The organism is Variovorax nivicola, assembly GCF_051216475.1.
Classification (GTDB): Bacteria; Pseudomonadota; Gammaproteobacteria; order Burkholderiales; family Burkholderiaceae_C; genus Variovorax.
Genome location: NZ_JBPJZK010000031.1, coordinates 1 through 3,133 on the forward strand (window position 1 = coordinate 1; position 3,133 = coordinate 3,133).

A 3,133-nucleotide genomic window follows, 5' to 3' on the forward strand; every position below is an offset into this window, starting at 1 on the left:
CGTAATAGTCCGCTCGAGGCCGTTGTTGACGGCTGGATGGTTTAGGGCGTGATGTCGGTGACGTTCTGAAGCAGAGCGAACGCCACGCGCCATGCGCGGCCATCGCAGTGAACGGTGGCTGTGCGCTGGTTGATCCGAACGATTTCTCCGACGTGCCGCTTCAGGCTTTGGTCGGTAAAGCTCACACGCTGGCCGACGCGGAAGTCCTGCTTGTGATGGATCTCCGGCGGCGGCCTCAGCGGTGCCGCGGGCGCCGGTGAGGGTGACGTGCCTGCCTGCTGCTCATCCACTGGCACGACGGCCGCATACAGCACGCTCAAGCGCTGTTTGCTTTGCTCATCAAGCAGTGTGACCTGCCGGTCCTTCATCGCTGCGATGCGAGCCTCGCGCAGCTTGCCAGTGCCCCAGTCCCAGTACTTTACCAACTGGCCCATGTGCAGCTGCGAGCGCGCCTGCACGATGCGCCTCGGGTCGGCCATGAGTTGCTCGATGACCCAGCTGAGCTGGTACAGCTCGGCGCTTGTGGCCATGGGAAGATCTTCGATCTGCTTGACACGCATGCTGGCGATTTTGCCAGCGGCGATGTGCTCAGGCCGCGAGCTTGTCGGTAGGCTGTGAGCTCGTCGGCGCCGCCTTGGCAAGCTCACCGGCGACCGCCCACGGCAGCAACTCCTCGATGCGGTTGCTCGGCTGGTCGGCGATGCGCTCGAGCACGTGGCGCAAGTAGGCCTGTGGATCGATGCCGACGAGCTTGGCCGAGCCGATCAAGGTGTAAATCACCGCCGCGCTGTGCCCGCCGTTGTCGGAGCCGAGATGCAGGTAGTTCTTGCGCCCGACTGCCACGCCGCGCAGCGCGCGCTCGGCCGCGTTGTTGTGCGCTTCGATCCGCCCGTCGTCGACGAAGCGCGTCAGCGCCGTCCAGTTGCTCAGCGAGTACCCGATCGCCAATGCCATCGGCGACTTCGCCGAGACCTGCGACAGCGCTGTGTCGAACCATTCCTTCAGGTCGCCCAGCATCGCACTCGTGCGTTCCCGGCGAACCCGCATTCGTTCGTGCGGCGGCTTGCCTCGGATCTCGGCCTCCACACCGAAGACCTTGCCGATGCGCTGTAGCGCTTGGTGTGCCAGCGTTCCGGCCAGCTTGTGCTGGCGCTCGTGAATGTCCCACAGCTTGCGTCGCGCATGGCTCCAACAGCCAGCTTCGATCACCCGGCCATCTTCGTATAACGGGTGGTACCCGGCGAAGGCATCGGCTTGCAGGACGCCTTTGAAGTGCCTCAGGTGGCGCACGGGGTGTTCGCCCTTGCGGTTCGCCGAGTACTGGAACCACACCGCCGGCGGCGCTGTGTCGCCGCTGGGCCGGTCATCCCTCACATACACCCACAGGCGGCCTGTTCGAGCCTTGGCGCCTGCGCCGCCGAGCACGCGGATCGGTGTGTCGTCGCCGTGGATCTTGTCGGCGGTCAACACGTAGCGGCCGATGGCGTCGGCCAGCGGGCTCAGCAGACGTGCCGCCTGCGCCACCCAGTCGGCCAGGGTCGAGCGCTGCAGTTCGACGCCTTCACGGCCGTAGATCTGGCACAACCGGTAAAGAGGCGTGTGGTCGCAATACTTGCTCACCAGCACATGTGCGAGCAGGCCGGTGCCGGCCATGCAGCGATCGATGGGACGACTCGGCGCTGACGCCTGCGTGATCGTGCTGCAGCTCGCGCAAGCGAGCTTGGGGCGAACGTGGCGCACGACATGGAAGCTGCCCGGCTCGTAGTCGAGTACCTCCGAGACGTCCTGGCCGATCTCGCGAAGGCCGCGGCCGCAAGCCTCGCAGCTGCAACCGCTGTGCGGCGTGTGCACCACGGTGCGCCGTGGCAGATGATCTGGCAAGTCGCGCACGCCAGTGCGATGTCGCGCCTGACGCTTCCTGCGGGCCTGCTCGATGGACGTGACGTTGGAATGGTGCTCGTCGTCTTCGGCGCCGGCGCCCTCGGCCCGGCTCGCCAGTGTCAATGTCGGTTGCGCGAGCTGGCCGCCCACGAGTTCAAGCTGGGCATGCTCGAGCTGCTCGCTGGAGCGGCCGTACTTCATGCGACGCAAGTACGCCACCTCGACCTTGAGCTTCTCGACAGTGAGCAGAGCGATCTTCAATGCCTCTTGCGAGCGCTGCACTTCGCCGCTGAGCGCGGCGTTGGCGGCAAGCAGTTCCTGCGAGGTCATGGGCACGACTGTGCCGGCCGGAGCCCACCCCTACAACGGGAGTTGTCCTGTCAACTTGGTCGATGCTCCACTACGCCGCTGCGCGCGGCTGCCAGGTGCGCTCGGGTCGGCGCCAGTCGATGCCTTCGAGCAGCATCGACAGCTGTGCACCGCTCAGCGAGATTGAGCCCGACTCGGCCTGCGGCCAGATGAAGCGGCCACGCTCCAGACGTTTGGCCAGCAAACACATGCCATCGCCGTCACTCCACAGCAGCTTGACGAGATCGCCTCGGCGGCCACGGAAGACAAAGACATGGCCGGAGTACGGATCCTCGGTGAGTGCGGTCTGCACCTTCGCCGCCAGCGTGTCCATGCCGCAGCGCATGTCCGTCACGCCAGCAGCCAACCAGACGCGGGTGCCCGCGCGCGGGCCGATCATGCACTCTGGCGCAGCGCGCGCAGGACGCTGCACAGGCTGTCTTCGTCGACAGCGCCACGCAATCGCAATTGCGCGCCGGCGAACTCCAGCTCGATGACGCCGTTGCGCGCCGCCGGTCTCGACTGTGGGGGCGTGGGCCCGATTGAAGTGGCCATCGTCATGACCTCGGCGGGCGACGCGACCTTCACCGGCAACAACACAGCTGATTGCGTGCTGTCCGCTGAAGTCTCAGCGCGCCGGAACTCACGTCGCCAGGTGAACAGCAAGTTGGCGTTGATGCCATGCTCCCGCGCGATTGCTGATGCCGACGCTCCTGGCTGCAAGCTCAGCTCAACGAGCCTGGCCTTCAACGCCCGATCGTGATGGCGCCGACCCGGTTCTCCCTCACTCTTCATGATGTACATGCACTCCTGATGATGGGCACCTAATGCGGTGCCATTTATTCAGGTCACATGCTGTCGACTTCGTCCGGCTTCATCAAGACGGCCTTCGTCGGACTATTAC

4 protein-coding genes are annotated in these 3,133 nt (G+C 65.4%); all 4 read right to left on the bottom strand.

What is annotated here, in order from left to right; translation table 11 throughout:
• Positions 1 to 41: 41 nt before the first annotated feature.
• Positions 42 to 530 (bottom strand): hypothetical protein, encoded by a 489-nt coding sequence (locus tag ACSFBF_RS35945; RefSeq protein ID WP_435475159.1) that lies wholly within the window; start codon positions 528 to 530, stop codon positions 42 to 44.
• A gap of 58 nt (positions 531 to 588) precedes the next feature.
• Positions 589 to 2,211 (bottom strand): IS66 family transposase, encoded by a 1,623-nt coding sequence (gene tnpC, locus ACSFBF_RS35950; RefSeq protein ID WP_435475161.1) that lies wholly within the window; start codon positions 2,209 to 2,211, stop codon positions 589 to 591.
• A 70-nt stretch (positions 2,212 to 2,281) separates the two neighbouring features.
• Entirely contained in the window at positions 2,282 to 2,629 is a 348-nt protein-coding gene (tnpB, locus tag ACSFBF_RS35955) for an IS66 family insertion sequence element accessory protein TnpB (RefSeq protein WP_124962304.1), read from the bottom strand.
• The gene (tnpA, locus tag ACSFBF_RS35960) at positions 2,626 to 3,033 is read right to left on the bottom strand and encodes an IS66-like element accessory protein TnpA (RefSeq protein ID WP_435462993.1); all 408 of its coding nucleotides are present in this window, start codon (positions 3,031 to 3,033) and stop codon (positions 2,626 to 2,628) included. Before tnpA ends, tnpB begins: the two co-directional genes overlap by 4 nt.
• Between the last annotated feature and the right edge of the window lie 100 nt (positions 3,034 to 3,133).

Coding starts and splice junctions, on each gene's coding strand:
- tnpC (WP_435475161.1), bottom strand. CDS start 2,211: ATGACCTCGCAGGAACTGCTTGCCGCCAACGCCGCGCTCAGCGGCGAA.
- ACSFBF_RS35945 (WP_435475159.1), bottom strand. CDS start 530: ATGGCCACAAGCGCCGAGCTGTACCAGCTCAGCTGGGTCATCGAGCAA.
- tnpB (WP_124962304.1), bottom strand. CDS start 2,629: ATGATCGGCCCGCGCGCGGGCACCCGCGTCTGGTTGGCTGCTGGCGTG.
- tnpA (WP_435462993.1), bottom strand. CDS start 3,033: ATGTACATCATGAAGAGTGAGGGAGAACCGGGTCGGCGCCATCACGAT.